Here is a 16626-nt window from a genome sequence, read left to right as displayed (position 1 = left end):
CTAATATCTATTTTGTCCGTTCGATCGTGTGAGACTTAGCCACATTTAGCCCTAAACGCTTAGACAGTCGAGTCAGGTTTGCTCGGTCTGTTTTCAGAACTCGCCCTGCTTGTGCCCAGTTAAAGTTGGCATCTTCCAACACCTCAGTAATGATACTGCGTTGAAAATCGTCCGTTGCACCACGTAGCCCTACAGAAAGGTCGATCGTTGGTGTCGATAACGGTGTGTTCTTCACCTGTGTCGTCGCAATAGGCTGATCTTGGTCGAGTGGACCACAATCTTCCTTGGTAATTGTCACCAGGTTTTTATTGGTGCTGCGCGCTAACGCTTTCAATGCTGAACGACTGATCACATGCTCAAGTTCACGCACGTTACCCGGCCAACCATAACGGTTTAGGAAAGAAAGAACGTCGGAGCGGAACTTAACTTGGTTGATACCAAGCTTACGACGTGCTTGTTCTAAGAAGAAACCCGCTAATAGGCTGATGTCGTCACCACGATCTTTCAGTGCTGGCACCGCGATAGGGTATACACTCAATCGGTGGTACAAATCGGCTCTGAATCGACCGTCTTCAACTTCTTGTTTTAGATCTCGGTTTGTCGCTGCCAATACTCGAACATCAATAGTTTGAATGTTGTCTTGGCCAACAGGTTGGATTTCGTTGTTTTGCAGCGCACGTAGGAGCTTACTTTGAGCAGCCAAAGGCAACTCACCAATCTCATCAAGGAACAGTGTGCCACCATCGGCTAAAGCAAACTTACCTAAGCGGTTTTTGTCTGCGCCAGTGAACGCGCCACGAACGTGACCAAACAGTTCACTCTCTACTAAGTTTTCAGGAATTGCAGCACAGTTTACGTAGACGAGTGGGTTACGTTTACGTTGAGATTGGTGGTGCAGGGTGCGAGCCACGAGCTCTTTACCAACCCCGGTGTCACCATGAATCAGGATGTTGAATTCAGACGGCGCGACAACAGCGATGTCGTTCTTAAGTGCGACCATGGTGTCACTGTTACCAATCAACTCGCCGCCGTCACGTTCCCACGCTTCTACGTTCAATTCTTCGAGTAATTGCTTTGACTGTTTTGCTTGATGCTCAAGTTGCGAGAAGGTCAGTGCCATCTGCATGGTTGAGGCTGCAATAGCTGCCAGTACTTCAAGGTTACGCGCCGGAATATTCGCGAAGACATCAGGTTTCAAGCTGTCTAGAGTCAGAATACCTAAGAGCTTATCGCCAAATAGCAAAGGCAAGCCCATACAAGCATGCATTGGTAAATCGCCATCATGGTCAATAAGCAAACCATCGAAAGGATCGGGTAAGGAGCTGTCAGCATCGAAACGAACAGGAGAGCGAGACGCGCAGATCTCTTCAAACCGTGGGTGTTCTGAAATGATAAAGCGACGACCGAACGTATCTCGGCTGAGCCCTTGCATTGCGATAGGTACTAGCGTGTCGCCTTGAAGGCTTAAAAGCGCGACACAATCACACGTTATGGTTTTGCGAATGGCATCGATCAGGCGATTGAAACGATCTTGATCGTTGACACCACTTGCGAGGCCAATGGTCATTTCCATGAGGGTAGATGCGGAGATATCTTGCATAAAAAACTCTAACTGTGTGTGTTTATCTACATAATAGAGTCTTATTGACTTAAAAAAAAGGTCTTTTTGACATTTTTATAAGATGAGTTTTGAGAAGAAAACCAGTAATGACGGGGATTGATAAAGTTGGCACTGATTGTGCAGAAGATACAGAGAAGCACAATTATAGCGCTGATTAAACAGACGATTCTTGATCTCAATCAATCAGGTTGCATTAATCAGGTTTCGCGATTTTTTGAAATGAAAACGAGTCAAAATAACTCAGTTTCTAAAAATAACTAAGGTTTCAGAAAATCGATAAGTCATTCTTAATTTTTAGTAGTCAAAATGACATATAGGTCATAAGGCTCAGTGTTCGGAGTAAATTCATGCTTAACAATGCACATATCGAAATCATCAAATCTACTATTCCTCTACTTGAGAGCGCAGGCCCAGCTTTAACTCAGCATTTTTATCAACGTATGTTCACGCATAACCCTGAGTTGAAAGATATCTTCAATATGACTCACCAAAGAACAGGTCGCCAAGGCGTAGCACTGTTTGAAGCTATCGCGGCATATGCAAAGAACATTGAAAATCTAGCAGCGTTAACAACTGCCGTTGAACGTATTGCTCAGAAACACACAAGCTTTAACATTCAACCAGAGCACTACCAAATTGTTGGTTTGCACCTGATTGAGACATTACGTGAACTAGCTGCTGACGCCTTTACTCCAGAAGTGGAAGAAGCATGGACAGCCGCTTACCTATTCTTGGCGCAAGTATTCATCGATCGTGAAGCTGAACTTTACCTACAGCGTAAGCAAGCTGTTGGTGGTTGGGAAGCAGCGCGTGCGTTTGTGATTGCAGACAAAATCGAAGAGTCAGCGCTAGTAACAAGTTTTATCCTTCAGCCAAAAGACGGCGGTGAAGTTCTGGATTACACACCAGGTCAATACATCGGTATCGAAGTGAAACCAGAAGGCTCTCAATACAGCGAGATTCGTCAATACTCACTGTCTGATAAGCCAAACGGCAAGCAATACCGTATTTCTGTTAAACGTGAAGGACAAGGCCAAGAGACACAAGGCGTTGTATCTAACCACCTACACGATACGGTTGCTGTTGGTGATGAGGTTAGCCTATACGCACCAGCGGGTGACTTCATGTATCAAGAGCGCAGCAAGCCAGTAACACTTATCTCTGCAGGTGTTGGTGTAACGCCAATGCAGTCTATGCTTGAGTTCCTAAACACGGAAGATAAAAACGAGCCAGTACTTTACCTTCACGCTTGTGAGAACGTAGGCCAACACTCTTTCACGACTCGTGTTAAAGATATTGTTGCCGACAAAGGTTGGGAAGCGAAAACGTGGTACATGAACAAAGATGAATCTGCATGTGAAAACACGCATCAAGGTCAAATGGATCTAGCGTCTATCTCTGATACTAAAGGCTTTGAAGAGAGCGATTTCTATATCTGTGGTCCTGTTGGTTTCATGAAGAACATCGTAGAGCAGCTAGATGCAATGAAAGTTGACCGTTCACGCGTTCACTACGAAGTATTCGGCCCTCACGCTAACTTCTAATAGGTCTCGGCATTTCTAGTAACACTCGCCTGAACTATTAATACCTTGCCTATTCAAAGGCCTCACAGTGTGAGGCCTTTTTGGGTTTGGTTGGTTTTGTCTGACATCATCGACTACTGCAGTACACGATGGTTCAGCTAAGATCTTTTCGCTTCTATCTAAGAACGTTTCATCTTCTTGGACATGTAGTCGGAATCGAAAAACTCAGGCCAGTACATTTTTACGTAACCACCGGCAACCCAAATCACTAGAATGGTGGCGATGGTTAGCTCAAAGAAACCAAACTTGTGTAGCCAATACCATTGTGGGTATTCCGCGCCGAAAAATGTAGTTAGACGATGCATGGCAATAGCGCTGATCACAGATGGGAAGGTGACGGCAGCAATCGAAGGTTGGAACTTCAAACGCATTAGGCGGATGTAACACAAGTAAATCAACAAAGTCATGGTGATGGCAATGCCCGCCAATGCACCTGTTAGAATCGGGTCTGGGTTGTCGAAGTTAACCAAGTAAGCGGCTAAAGACAAGTTAACCGGAGCTGCCATGATAGCGAGTGTTGGTCTTGCTCGGCGAGGAAGATTGCCTTCGAACACCAAGCGGTATAACACCACTGGCAACATAAGGAAATAGATACCAATACAAGTGACCGCAAGTGTTTCTGAAAATACGGTGTGCCCGAACTGTGTGCCAGCTAAGGAACTGCTGATCAAACCGACCGGATACAGAAACCAACTCGGTACAATGTTCGACATTTTGAAGTTGATGATCTGAAAACTGAAGAACAACACCATCATGGTAAAGTGCAGCAATAGCGCGCAGAACCAAACTGGGTAGGCGATAGCTGGCGATATCTCGGCTAAATAGTCGCACAGAATCAGTAAAGCCATGCTCATTGGTGCCATCAAGCTTCCGCTTAACGGGTGGCGAATATCATTAAGGAAGGTATTAAAGCTCGTTAAATAGCGCAGTAAAACAGGCAGCAATAATAGCGCGCCGAATGCAGCGAGGTAGGGACGAATTATCTCACCAATGCCCGGGATATATAACGCCCAAGCTTGTCCTAACCCAATAACGCCAAGTGCTAAAGACGCCTGAGATGGCGGCACATTTTTTACTTGGGTTAATCTTCTCCAGTTCAACGACTTGCTCCGACTTAGTTAATTACAGAATATTGGACTATTTGCGTTAGTTAGAGTGTGTAGGTCTTCCATCAATAGATTTTGAGGGCACTCAACTAATTTTGAGTGGATGATACCAAGTTTAACGTTTGCTTTTTTGATTTTGATACGGAATCGGGAGATTAAGCACGTTGAATGTGTGCTTTTGTTTCATGAGTCATTTGTAATTAACGTACTTCCTCTTGTTGAGGGAGATCTTGTTGTCTTAGTTTTTCGTTTTTCAGCGTACGGTTAAGCAGTTGACTGTAAATTGGCTGCCCACCTAACATTTGAGCAATGATTACCGCACCTAAGCAGGTGATGATCAACGGCAGGATCAGGTAGTAGTTATTGGTCATTTCGATAACCAACAGTATGCCAGTGATAGGCGCTCGCACGGTGGCGGCAAATAATGCTCCCATGCCAGCAATTGCAAACATACCCGGTTCAATATTCAGTTCGGGAAAGAATGCCGCTGCGATAAGCCCGAACGCATAACCAAAGAGTGTTCCTAGCGCAAGCATTGGTGCAAAGATACCGCCTGGCGCACCAGAGCCGAAACAAAGCAGGGTAGTGAGGACTCGGCCTAAGAAAATCAACAACAACACATTGGCGCTGTAGCTGCCATTCGTGATGTTCGGGATGATACCAATACCACCACCAGTTAATTCAGGTATATAAAGGAGCAACAAGCCAAAGCAACCGCCAAGTAGGGTGCCTGTCATCAAGTAGCGTTTACGGTCATTCTTGTGGATCGCCACAAACAGGTCTTGGGAAAGCGTAATCAGTTTATTGAAAATCACACCAAACAGGCCGAACAACACACCTAATAATAAGAATAACCAAAGTGCGTCGAGTTCAGGCGGCTGGTACTGAGGCATTGTGATAACGGCAGATTGGCCATTGATAGAACGAAATACAATGTTGGCTGAAACTGCTGAGATGATGACAGCTTTGATTGATATGAGTGAGTAGCGAAACTGTGGTCTCATCTCCTCAACCACAAACATGATTCCTGCCAGTGGTGCGTTAAATGCGGCGGCTAAGCCACCAGCGGCACCTGAAGCCAACAGTGAGTGGCGAGTGTCATCGTCTTTGACTCGAAAGATATCAGTGACCATACGACCGATACTGCCGCCCATTTGAACGGTTGGCCCTTCACGGCCTAAAACCATACCAGAGCCTAACGCGCCCATGCCGCCAAAGAATTTTACGGGTAATACTCTCCACCATCGAACAGGGCGCATGCCGTCCATTGCACCTTCGATTTCAGGGATACCTGAACCGGCAGCTTCTGGAGCAAAACGGTGAACGAGAAAATAACCAATAAAGGCGAATGCCGCACTAATAAGGAAAGCAGCAAGCCACAGTGGTAAATGGCTACCGATTTCATCTTTCAGCCAATCGGTACGAGTTTCTGTGATGAAATGAACCGCAACTTCGAAATAGGTACCCACTACACCAGCAAGTACACCCACAATACAAGAAAGGAAGAGAACCGAAGCTGGGGTCTTATCTCTTGAGAGAAATTGATTAATAGCATCCCTTGGCATCTTGGCTAGTAAGGACTGCTTAATTTTCTCTCTTCTGGTCATAAAGATAAGTTTCCTGAATGAGTTAAGGCGGGGTTGCATTAAATTATACGCTTCCTCTGCATATCCTATAGCAACAAAGTTGAAAAGTTGAATTTCATTTATGGAATGTACGTGTTACATAAATAGAATATATGCTCAATAGTGGAATCACCGTCACAGTTTTGATCGATTCTCTGGCGGCGGCTTGAATATCCCCAAAAATGAACCATAGTTAAATCGTAAAGCAACATAACGAACCGCAAGGAGAAGTGAGGTTTTACACACAATTTGGATGGATTCAGAAACAAAGTTTTAGTTCCTCGTTAAATGTTCAGGTCGATATTTAAGGCTTCCTGATTCGCGAACTCACGATTGAGTAACGAGGGTGAGGCGTACTGAGTAAGTACGCCTTTAGTTCGTCTGGAGCATCCCATTTTCATCGTTCCCCCCCCCTTTTCTAGTGACACCCATACAACTTCTGGCTTAAATCATTCTCCGTATAAACAAGCGATTGGGGTCAATTTCTCCGTGATTGTGTATATACTCCCTTAAAAAGGAGAACTGATATGACTAAAAAAGTTCCTACAAACATCATTACGGGTTTCTTGGGGGTTGGTAAAACGACAGCCATCTTGAACCTACTAAAAAACAAACCTGAGAATGAAAACTGGGCTGTTCTGGTTAATGAATTCGGGGAAATCGGCATTGACGGTGCATTGATGACAGATCAAGGCGCTTTGATTAAAGAAGTGCCGGGTGGATGCATGTGCTGTACTGCGGGCGTGCCTATGTCAGTGGGTATTAATGCCTTACTTCGCCAAAAGCCAGACCGTTTATTGATTGAGCCGACAGGGCTTGGTCACCCTAAACAGGTTATAGCGACACTGACTTCCGATCAGTACACACCATATGTCGATTTAAAAGCGACGCTTGGTTTGGTTGACCCACGAAATCTGTCTAATGAAAAGTACACCTCGAATCAGAATTTTAATGATCAACTAAATAGTGCAGATGTGATTCTTGGTACTAAGGTTGATCTTGTTCATTCTGAAGACATCGATGTGTTTAATGATTGGGTGACGGATCAAACGCCAGCAAAAGTCTTCCATAAGCTAATTCACGATGGTGAAGTGCCATTGGAAGTGTTGGACATTGAAAGAGTATACGGCAGTGCTTCCTCTCATATTGAAGCGCATCATCACGATCACGCTGAACAAGAGCCTCAATTCCAACTTCCTCCTGGTGAAGCTTTCATCCGTAAAGAGAATAAAGGACAGGGCTACTTTAGTTGTGGTTGGCTATTTGGCGCAGAGCATAAGTTCAACTTCGATGCGCTATTCTCTATGTTGTCAGATCTAACGGCCGAGCGTGTAAAAGCTGTCGTGAACACCGACCAAGGTTGCTACGCATTCAATGTGGCGAATCAAGTCGTGTCTGTGAACGAAATTACGCTTGATGGCTTTGAATCTCGACTGGAAGTGATCGACTCGCAGATCATGCCATGGGGCGATCTCGAGCAGATTCTACTCAAGCTGTGTGGCATCAAATAGCCCTGTTTTTGCTGTTTGAACCAAGGATCTTGGTGTTTACCTCGTTGAAGGCGGGATAAACACCAGATTAAATGAGAAAGTTTGCGTTATATCACGATAAATGTGAGATAAATCACTCTAATTACTTTATAGTGCTCGGCTGAAATAAGAATGTAGGCTGTCTGCTTAAGGAACCCGTAACAATGTCATTTTCCTCTCAAGGTTTTGCTCCTGAATTAGTCAAAGCGTTGACTGAGTGTGGTTATGAAAAACTCACTCCAATTCAACAAAAAGCGATTCCAATGGCTCGTAAAGGCCATGATATTTTTGCTACTGCTCAAACCGGTACGGGTAAAACAGCGGCATTTTCATTGCCTGTTATCCAACACCTTTTGAACAGCGGTAAAAAGGCGTCTAGAGGAACGGCTCGCGGCCTTATTCTTGCTCCAACTCGTGAGCTTGCTGCGCAGATCGCTCAAAACATTAAAGACTACGTTAAATACACAGATCTAAGTGTTTCTGCGGTTTACGGTGGTAACAAGATGTCTTCACAAGTTCGTCAACTAGAACTGGGTGTGGATATTTTGGTTGCAACACCTGGCCGTTTAGAAGAGCACTTAGAAGCGGGTAACGTGTCTATTGCTAACCTAGAATTTCTAGTATTTGATGAAGCTGACCGTATCCTTGATATGGGCTTTATCAATGCCGTTCGTAAGATCATGTTGGATGTAGAAACATCACCGCAAATCATGATGTTCTCTGCAACGACTTCTACTCAGTTAAACCAACTGTCTGTTGATATTCTGCGTAAACCAAAACGTATTAGTGTTGAGCGCGAAAACTCAACGGCTGCTACTGTCGGCCACGTGGTTTACCCAGTGGATCAAGAGCGTAAAACAGAACTGCTTTCTGAGCTGATTGGTCGTAAAAACTGGCGCCAAGTGCTTGTTTTTGTTAACTACAAAGAAACAGCGAACGATGTAGTTAAAGAGCTTAAGCTAGACGGCATTAAAGCAGTACTGTGTCACGGTGATAAAGCGCAAAGTGCTCGTCGTCGTGCTCTAGACGATTTTAAAGAAGGTAAAGCGCGTGTAATGGTAGCAACCGACGTTGCGGCTCGTGGTCTTGATATCGAAGACTTACCACACGTAATTAACTACGACATGCCTTTCCTAGCAGAAGACTATGTTCACCGTATTGGCCGTACAGGTCGTGCAGGTAAGCAAGGTCACGCTGTCTCTTTCGTTAACCGCGAAGAAGAGCTGACTGTCGTTCAAGTTGAAAAACTGATTCAACAGCGCATTCGTCGTGTTGAACAACCGGGTTATGAACCGAAGAAACGTGATGCTTACATCGAGAAGCTGAACACTAAATCGGCTTACAAAAACCGTCAGGGTCGTAAGAACAACGCGAACGAAGAGCCACAAGATCAAGCAAGCGCTGAACGTCGTTTGACTATGATGAAGCGAATTAAAAACCGTCGTAAGTAAAATTACGGTTGGTAATGAAAAAGAGCCACTGTTATGTGGCTCTTTTTGTTTGTATTGATCGCAATATTGTTTATTGTCATTACTGCTTCGTTTCAACCTCGCTTCATTTCAAGCCCGATCAAGAAACAAGAACTATTAAATAAAAATAAGTCGATAAGGTAATAATATGGATAGCGCACTACTTTGGGCTTTTATTCCCACGTTTTTCTTCGTGTCAATCACGCCTGGTATGTGTATGACTTTGGCGTTGACACTTGGAATGAGTGTTGGATACAAGCGTGCATTATGGATGATGATCGGTGAACTGGCTGGTGTCGCTGTGGTTTCTATTGCCGCGGTATTGGGTATCGCTTCGATCATGTTGAATTACCCATGGCTATTTACGGGCTTTAAATTTGTTGGTGCGGGTTACCTGTTTTATTTAGGCGTTCAGATGTGGCGTTCGAGAGGCAAACTGGCGATCAGTACTGACAACCAAACAACAAAAGTCAGCAATGATTGGGACTTGGTGGTTCAAGGTTTTGTCACTGCAATTGCGAACCCAAAAGGCTGGGCGTTTATGATTTCTTTGCTGCCTCCTTTTATTAATAGCAATAAAGACTTAGCACCGCAGTTGTTCATTCTCGTGTCAATCATTCTGATTTCTGAGTTTGTTTGCATGACCTTATACGCGACAGGCGGAAAGAGCTTAAAGCATATGCTGGGCAAAGCCGACAATGTTAAGTTGATGAACCGCATTGCAGGTACGTTGATGATGGGCGTTGGTGTTTGGTTGTTCGTGAGCTAATTCTGGTTAGCCTACAACGAGCAGAGATCCCCGACTCAGTCGTTCCTCCTTCTCGAGGGTGACGCGTACGTGGGATGATGACGACTTAGGATTACGGTGAGTTTTGAAAATTCGGATTCTTACTTAAACCGAAGAATGCATAGAATATAAAAAGAGCGATAGGGCATTTGGCCTTATCGCTCTTTTTGATTTTACTTAGCTAGCGAACAGAGACTAGATAACAGAAATGTTTCTGATTAGCCTGCGTTGTATATTTAAACCGCGATTTCACCGCCGTCTTCACGACGAATCACGACCGTAGATGCTCTTGGACGAACATTGCCTTGAGTTTGTGCGGTTGCATCTTCAGACGATGGCCAGTTTGCAGGGTGTTGAATGTTCACAAACAGTGATTTGAAATCTGGGCTGATGGTAAAGCCAGTCACTTCACAACCGTTTGGACCCACAAAGAAGCGTTTAAGCTGTGCTTGGTTGTTTGCATCAATCACCGCACTGTTGCCGTTGTCATCCGTTAACTGAGATGGAACCACTGCCAGCATTTGGTCATTGGTGTAGCCAGTGACTTCGTCTGCGCCGTTATCTGTCTGAATCCACAAGATGCCACGAGCATCAAACGCTAAGCCGTCAGGGCTCGCGAATTGGTTCATGTCTGTTAGACCAGAGCGGTTAATAGACTTGTCTTCCATTGCTGGTGAACCAAATACGAAGATATCCCAATCGAACTCGCCTGCCGTTTTGCCTTCATCCCAACGGATAACATGACCGAACTTGTTGTCTACGCGAGGGTTCGCAGAGTTCGCTTCTTTACGCTTGTTGTTATTAGTCAGCGTTAGGTAAGCCGTACCCGTCATTGGGTCAACAGAGCACCATTCAGGGCGATCCATTGGCGTTGCACCAACAAGGTCGGCAGCGCCTGCTGTATTGATGATAAGCGCTGCTTGAGAGTCAAATGAATCACCTAGCTTACCGCCGTTTGTAGTCTTGCTGCCCAACGTTAGTGGTAGCCAAGTACCTGAACCATCATCGTTGAACTTAGCCACATACAGTGTGCCTTTGTCCATGTACTTATCACCTGCACTTAGGCGATTGCTAGGCTCTGCGTCACGCGGGTCCCAATTTGCTTCAGAAACGAATTTGTAAAGGTATTCAAAGCGAGAATCGTGACCAGAGTAGAATACGATTGGCTCGCCTTCGGTCAACTTACCAAACGTACAGCCTTCGTGACGGAAACAACCCAGTGCAGAACGTTTCTTAGCGCGAGAGTTTGCTGTGTATGGGTCGATTTCAACAATGTAGCCGTGACCGTGTGCTTCGTTACGGTAATCGTCCATTGCTGACTCACCTGTTGGTGTTACGTCAAAGCGAGCAAATTCGTCTAGGCGTTCTTGTTTGTCACCAGAAAGCGTGTCCCAACCGTAACGTGTTTTGTCGGTAGCGATACCAATACGTTCTTGCGCTGGTGTTGTCTCGCCTTTGTTAACGAAATAACCCGGCCAGTTTTCTTCACACGTTAGGTAAGTGCCCCATGGTGTGTAGCCATTACCACAGTTGTTCAACGTGCCACGAGCTTGGCTGCCGTCTTGTGAGAACTTGGTTTTGGTAAATTCACTGTGTGCAACAGGACCAGACAGATCCATTACGGTCGCGCCTGTGTAGCGGCGGTTAAGTGGATCGTTATCGACCATCACCCATTGGTTGCCTTCAAGTTTTACACGAACCACACTCACGCCGTGTGCGTTGATCTCTTTACGTACTTCATCAAGGCTAGGGCGGTTGCCTTCATCGTATGTAGGACCATTAGCGTGCAGTGCTTTTTGGTCGATGTATTCGTGATTAATCACCAACAAACCGTCGTTGCTGTTGCCATTAAGCGGGAAGAAGTGCATGCCGTCGTGGTGCATGCCCAGTGAGTTTGCTTGATCTTGTGCGTTGTTGGTTCCATCTTTTAACCAAGCATTGCCTTGCTTGTTAAGTGGAGTACCCCAAGGAACCAATACTTGTGCTGTATAGCCTTTTGGCACAACGACACTGTCTGTCAGTGAGCCTTTAACCGATTCGAATGCAAGTGTAGCAGTGCTTTTTTGCGGTGCGCTAGATGATGCTGTCGCCGCGTGCGCTGTGCTGTGGCCTGCTAAACCAAAAGCACCAAACGCCGTCATTGCACTGATGCCTAAACCGCCTTTGAGAACATTTCTTCTTGAAAGGTTCGCATCTAAAACTTCTTCGAAGGGTTTGTTTTTGCTCTTATTAAAACGAGTGCTATCAAATGTTTCCTTGCTCATCTTTACTGCTTCCTATTGGCTGATTTTATTATTCGTTATTCATGACTTACCCACCTACTAACTAATTGGTTAATAAGTTGGGTCAATGTGTGACTAATCGTGAAGCAGTTAAGTGACAGATTTTTATAGATTTGATTAAGGTTTTGTTTCTGTAGCACGATTTTTGCCATTAACACCCTTGTGTAATACAAAACTCTTGGGGATTGATGTGGAACTGTGTATAAATGCTTTATCAAACGAAAAGAGAGGCAGTTATGAAATTAGATAAAATCGAAAACAAAAATCGTCGCCTACGCAAAAAGCTATACCTAGGTGAATTCGCGATTCTGGGTTTTGAAGTAAGCTGCAAGACATCGATTACTGATTTTGATCAATACGATGTGTTCATTGATGAGTTCATTGATTTCATCGACAGCATCGGTCTGTGCTTTGGTGGCGGCGGCCTTGAGCTGTTTGAAGGTTTCTTATGCTCAATTGAGCGCTACCGTTCAGTAACAGAAGCAGAACAACTGCAAGTTGCTCAATGGCTTGAAGCTCGTGCTGAAGTAAGCAAAGTGGAAGTTAGCGAACTGATTGACGCAAACTACGCGTTCTAATTTGATGTTGTGTTGTTAGCTCGATTGAAAGGCCAAATACGGCTTAGGAAAGAGTAACAACAGTACGCTAGAATAAAGGCCGAATCGTTAAATCGATTCGGCCTTTTTGCGTTTTATTCGTTCCATTTCTATTCTTTATCTTCTTTTCTATCCCTTCTGACGTAAATGATAAATTGATATTTTTCGATTAAATATTAGTACTTTATCGCTATTTTTATTTGCAGTAATAAGTTTGGATAAACTTGTGAGAGTTTTATGAGAATTCAATGAAGTTGCTGATAGATTTGATCGTCATTCTTAGAGTCAACAACACCACAGTTCGTTCTGGCAAAGGTAACGGTATATCGCTGTTATTCGTTTTGTTGGCAACGATAGGACTCGATAAAGGATGGAATCAAAATGAATAAACGTACTCAAATCAGCTTAGTGATCAGCTCGGCTATGTTGGCCTTCGGAGCGGCTCAAGTTCAGGCTGCTGAGCTTGAAGTCACTGTCACTAATGCAACGAAAGGGATCTACTTTACGCCTATCTTAGCGGCGGCTCATGACTCAAGCTTGTTCATGTTTAGAACGGGTGAAACGGCTTCTTCGGAACTAGAGTCCATGGCCGAAGGTGGCGATATTTCAGGTTTATCTGGTGTCATTGCCAACGCGGGAGGCGTGGTGATTGAGAACCCAGCGGCCGGCATCCTCAATCCAGGCGTCGCAACTACGTTTGATATCAGTACTGGTGATTTAGAGTACCTATCATTGGGTGCAATGTTGCTGCCGACAAACGACGGCTTTGTTGGTCTAGATAGCTGGAAGATCCCAACTCAAGCGGGCACCTACAAAGCGACTCTAAATGGTTATGACGCAGGCACAGAAGCCAATGATGAGCTGGCGGGCAGTATGCCGAACCCTCCATTCATTACCTTTGGCGCTGGTGGCACAGGTGTAGAAACGGCAGTATCAAACGCTAAGGTTCATATTCATCCAGGTAACATTGGTGATGGTGATGGTGATGCGGCGGGCGGCATCAGTGACCTCGATAGCAGTAGCCATCGATGGTTAAACCCTGTTGCAACTATCACCATTGTTGTGAAGTAAGGGGGATGTATGAAAGCTAGAATTCTATTTATCGCTGCATCAGTAGCTGTGTTAGCGGGTTGTCCGGACGATGACGACGATTACTATCGCTATGATGTGAGTGTTACTAACCTCACCCCCAATCAACCAATGTCACCACTCGCGGTGTTGACTCACAATACGAATTTTGATCTGTTTGAAGTTGGGCAAAGTGCCTCTGTCGATCTGGAATACTTGGCGGAAGGGGGTAGTAATGCACAATTGCTTGCGCTCAGTGACAGTGACGCCAATGTTTATCAAGGCATCTCAGGCAATGGACTGATTCTTTCAGGTGAGCAAGACACGGTGTCGATTCGTGTCGACCCAAATCAAGAAGGGTATATCTCAGTTGCTTCCATGTTGGTGAACACCAATGATGCGTTTGTCGGCGAATCCGGATTATCGCTCAAGTCATTAGCGGTGGGTGATACCTTTACCATGAACATGAATGTTTGGGATTCGGGAACTGAGCTGAACGATGAGCTTGCTGCAACCATTCCGGGACCAGCAGGCGGTGGTGAAGGTTTTAATACCACACGAGACGACACCGATATAGTGAGTTTTCACTCTGGCGTAATCAGCCAAGATGATGGCCTTACGACTTCTACTTTAAGTGCAAATCATCGTTTCCTTAACCCCGGTGCAAGAATCACCATTACTCGAACTCAGTAACAGGTTGAAAGCACGATGAAAGAATTCCTGCTCTGTTCCGGTCAATTGAAAGGTGGGCGGACTCAAAATAGAGCAGGGATCATGAATAGTGATGCGGTAAATTTGATGGCAAACATATTGTTGGTTGAAGACGATGATGACTTGGCTGAACTGGTGCAGATGCATCTTAAGTTCCAAGGGCATAACGTAATCAGAGCTAATGTGATTGAAAAGGCTCAGGCGCTCTATAAAGAGGGTCATTTCGATTTGATCGTACTGGATCGTGGCTTACCAGACGGTGACGGACTCGATTTCTGTCGAATGTTGCGTCAGCAAGAGGATTGGACGCCAGTACTCATGCTAACCGCAAGAGACGCTGAGTTAGATAAGGTGTCAGGCTTAGAAGCCGGTGTTGATGACTACATAACGAAACCTTTCAGCGTTCTCGAGTTTCAAGCAAGAGTGAGGAACGTGCTTCGCCGTTTAAGCCATGTCGAATCAGCGACTCAAGAGGTTGTGACAGCAGAATCGATTATGAATTTTGGTGTGCTCACTATTCAACCTGAACGCCATCAGGTGTCACTCAATAACCAAGACGTACCGCTGACAGCTACCGAGTTTATCTTACTTCATTTCTTAGCAACCCGCCCGGGGCGTGTGTATAGCAAAGACGAGCTGCTCGATCATGTTTGGAATACTCATCACTCTGGCTATCACCATACCGTGTGTAGCACAGTCAACCGTCTAAGAACCAAGCTTGCGATGCCGAATAGTGATGATGATTTCATTAAAACCGTTTGGGGTGTTGGTTATAAGTTTGAGTCGAAAGCTTAGGCCTATGTGTCGCGTCCGAAGTTTACTAAAAGGCCAGTAAGACCTAAGAGCCATCGAGGAGAGAACATGAGTTTCAAATCGCGTTTAGTGTTGTTCACCAGTTTGTGGTTTCTGCTCGTGAGTGTGGTGATTGCTTATACCTATAATTGGCAAAAAGAGACCATAGAACAAAGAACTAAGCAGAGCTTACACAAAGAGCTCGCGGTTCATATGCGCGATGATAACCCTCTGATGATAGGGACTGACTACAACCCCAAAGCCCTTAAATCCATATTTCATACCTTGATGTTGATTGGTCCCGATTTCGACATTTATTTTCTCGACAGCCAAGGAAATATCACGACGCACGCTGCGCCAGAAGGCACTGTGTTGGCAAGCCAGATAGACTTAGCACCCATTAGACAATTTTTAAATGACGAGCCTTATCCGATTCTTGGCGAAGACCCTATCAATCCTGATTCTCGTAAGGTGTTTTCCGTTGCTGCGATTGAAGAGTTGGGTTCAACAGTTGGGTATCTGTATGTGTTGATTGGCAGTAATCGCCATACCGTGATTGCTAATTCGCAAGTCGACACACCTTATATGGCGCTAGCAGGACTTATGCTGATCTCTATCTTAGGTTTTGCGATTGGGGCTTACCTGCTCGTGAAGCGCAGCCTCTTAAACCCTATCGAAGAAGTTACAAATAAGCTGCAACAACAAGCAGAGCAAGATTTTCGATTGGACCCGAACTTCATTCATCAAGTACCAGAATTGGTGCCGATTGCACGCTCGTATCAGTTGATGGCGAAGCACATTCAACAGCAATTTTTGCAACTTGAATATCAGTCGTCACATCGAAGACAAAGCTTATTACAGCTCAGTCATGATTTGAAAACGCCATTGTCGAGTGTATTGGGGTATCTAGAAACGTGGAGGATTCAAAACCCACATTCGGATCCACTCATAGATGTGGCATATCGCAATGGCAACAAGTTATCTGAACAGCTCCATTCGCTGTTAGATAGCGCCAAGAAAGATAACCCGGTACCCACACATCAATACGCTTCAATCGATTTCAATGGGCTGATGAGCGAATGCTTAGAAACGATACAAAGCAAATATCGCCATAAAAATGTTGAGTTGAACATTAATATGCCTATTGGAATCAAGGCTGTGGGTGACAGTGATCTGCTTGAGAGGTTGATTTTGAATCTGTTAGATAATGCATTGAGGCATAGCCCAAGTGGCACTGTGGTGTCGTTAGATGTTGGTTTTGAAGCGGATTCCAAACGGGTGAAGGTGGTGATTCACAATGAGGTTGAACTGGAAGCGCCGAATGGTTCTTTGGGAATAGGAACCAAGATCGCGCAGTCGATACTGATGTTACATCACAGCGTGCTAGAAACAACAAAGGCAGAGAACTCCTTTCAGCAAAGCTTTTACTTGCCCTCGGTATAGCTCTATCTGCCTTC

General features: G+C 45.0%; 14 protein-coding genes. 10 read left to right on the top strand and 4 right to left on the bottom strand.

Annotated features, from left to right (window positions below):
* Positions 1–7: 7 nt before the first annotated feature.
* Positions 8–1600: a nitric oxide reductase transcriptional regulator NorR gene (gene norR, locus AB4503_RS03420; protein WP_372113640.1), complete on the bottom strand. Its 1593-nt coding sequence runs from the start codon at positions 1598–1600 to the stop codon at positions 8–10.
* A 368-nt stretch (positions 1601–1968) separates the two neighbouring features.
* Between norR and hmpA the strand changes: the two genes are divergently transcribed.
* A complete protein-coding gene (gene hmpA, locus AB4503_RS03415) occupies positions 1969–3165 on the top strand; it encodes an NO-inducible flavohemoprotein (protein ID WP_017062636.1) in 1197 nt (398 codons plus the stop codon).
* Positions 3166–3323: 158 nt separating this feature from the next.
* Here the strand turns inward: hmpA and AB4503_RS03410 are convergent, their stop codons facing one another.
* Both AB4503_RS03410 and clcA read right to left on the bottom strand, forming a co-directional pair.
* Positions 3324–4271, bottom strand: coding sequence for a TDT family transporter (locus AB4503_RS03410; protein WP_017062635.1), 948 nt, complete (start codon positions 4269–4271; stop codon positions 3324–3326).
* A gap of 239 nt (positions 4272–4510) precedes the next feature.
* The gene (gene clcA, locus AB4503_RS03405) at positions 4511–5917 is read right to left on the bottom strand and encodes a H(+)/Cl(-) exchange transporter ClcA (RefSeq protein ID WP_017064484.1); all 1407 of its coding nucleotides are present in this window, start codon (positions 5915–5917) and stop codon (positions 4511–4513) included.
* 545 nt (positions 5918–6462) lie between these two features.
* Here clcA and AB4503_RS03400 point away from each other — a divergent pair.
* The 3 genes from AB4503_RS03400 (at position 6463) to AB4503_RS03390 (ending at position 9702) form a co-directional block, all read left to right on the top strand.
* On the top strand, positions 6463–7446 hold the full coding sequence (locus tag AB4503_RS03400) for a GTP-binding protein (RefSeq protein WP_372113637.1): 984 nt from the start codon (positions 6463–6465) through the stop codon (positions 7444–7446).
* Positions 7447–7628: 182 nt separating this feature from the next.
* On the top strand, positions 7629–8915 hold the full coding sequence (locus AB4503_RS03395; RefSeq protein ID WP_017062632.1) for a DEAD/DEAH box helicase: 1287 nt from the start codon (positions 7629–7631) through the stop codon (positions 8913–8915).
* A 166-nt stretch (positions 8916–9081) separates the two neighbouring features.
* Positions 9082–9702, top strand: coding sequence for a LysE family translocator (locus AB4503_RS03390; RefSeq protein WP_372113636.1), 621 nt, complete (start codon positions 9082–9084; stop codon positions 9700–9702).
* Positions 9703–9956: 254 nt separating this feature from the next.
* Here AB4503_RS03390 and AB4503_RS03385 read toward each other — a convergent pair whose 3' ends face one another.
* Positions 9957–11984 (bottom strand): PhoX family phosphatase, encoded by a 2028-nt coding sequence (locus AB4503_RS03385; RefSeq protein ID WP_372113634.1) that lies wholly within the window; start codon positions 11982–11984, stop codon positions 9957–9959.
* A 254-nt stretch (positions 11985–12238) separates the two neighbouring features.
* Here AB4503_RS03385 and AB4503_RS03380 point away from each other — a divergent pair, with 254 nt between their 5' ends.
* From AB4503_RS03380 to AB4503_RS03355, 6 genes are all read left to right on the top strand, one after another.
* Entirely contained in the window at positions 12239–12580 is a 342-nt protein-coding gene (locus AB4503_RS03380; protein ID WP_017062629.1) for a YggL family protein, read from the top strand.
* Between the two features lie 266 nt (positions 12581–12846).
* Positions 12847–12987, top strand: coding sequence for a hypothetical protein (locus AB4503_RS03375; RefSeq protein ID WP_017067451.1), 141 nt, complete (start codon positions 12847–12849; stop codon positions 12985–12987).
* Entirely contained in the window at positions 12980–13669 is a 690-nt protein-coding gene (locus AB4503_RS03370) for a spondin domain-containing protein (protein WP_372113632.1), read from the top strand. The genes AB4503_RS03375 and AB4503_RS03370 overlap by 8 nt, the downstream gene beginning before the upstream one ends.
* A 9-nt stretch (positions 13670–13678) precedes the next feature.
* Positions 13679–14359, top strand: a complete 681-nt coding sequence (locus AB4503_RS03365; protein WP_017072230.1) for a spondin domain-containing protein — start codon at positions 13679–13681, stop codon at positions 14357–14359.
* A gap of 81 nt (positions 14360–14440) precedes the next feature.
* Complete coding sequence (locus tag AB4503_RS03360) at positions 14441–15172, top strand: response regulator transcription factor (RefSeq protein ID WP_372113630.1); 732 nt, start codon at positions 14441–14443, stop codon at positions 15170–15172.
* 66 nt (positions 15173–15238) lie between these two features.
* The gene (locus tag AB4503_RS03355) at positions 15239–16612 is read left to right on the top strand and encodes a sensor histidine kinase (protein ID WP_372113628.1); all 1374 of its coding nucleotides are present in this window, start codon (positions 15239–15241) and stop codon (positions 16610–16612) included.
* The last annotated feature ends 14 nt before the right edge of the window (positions 16613–16626 follow it).

Origin of the sequence: Vibrio sp. 10N.222.55.B11 (assembly GCF_041473705.1) — a bacterium.
Lineage (GTDB): Bacteria > Pseudomonadota > Gammaproteobacteria > Enterobacterales > Vibrionaceae > Vibrio > Vibrio crassostreae_C.
This window is presented reverse-complemented; position numbering and strand designations above follow the sequence as displayed.